This window comes from Streptomyces sp. NRRL S-118 (genome assembly GCF_000716335.1).
Lineage (GTDB): Bacteria > Actinomycetota > Actinomycetes > Streptomycetales > Streptomycetaceae > Streptomyces.
In genome coordinates this window covers 70,899-71,165 of sequence record NZ_KL591033.1, presented here as the reverse complement: position 1 = coordinate 71,165, position 267 = coordinate 70,899, and the positions used below count along the sequence as shown (strand labels likewise).

At 67.8% G+C, this 267-nt stretch carries 1 protein-coding gene; it reads left to right on the top strand.

The features are described 5' to 3' along the window. A partial coding sequence (locus tag IH00_RS0134180; RefSeq protein WP_031080055.1) for a hypothetical protein occupies positions 1-267 on the top strand: 267 nt, incomplete at both ends.

Sequence of the window (267 nt, the reverse complement as noted above, 5' to 3'; positions counted from 1 at the left end):
CCGAAGAGCGGGGAAAGCTCCGGGAGGACCGGCTGGAGGGGGACTTCATGTTCTTCTGCTACGTCCGCACCAGCGGTGGCTCCGTCATCTCGGGAGAGGTGGGGTCCCGTGACGCCTCTCCCAGCACGTGGCGTGAGTTCTACGCGGCGAAGGCGGACGGGACTCCGGCCGAGGTGTCGTCGGGTGACATCAGGGCCATGGTTCATCCGAATCTCGCCTCGGTGTACATCCCCTGCACCCCGCCCGGCAAGAAGCCCGGCGAGGCGC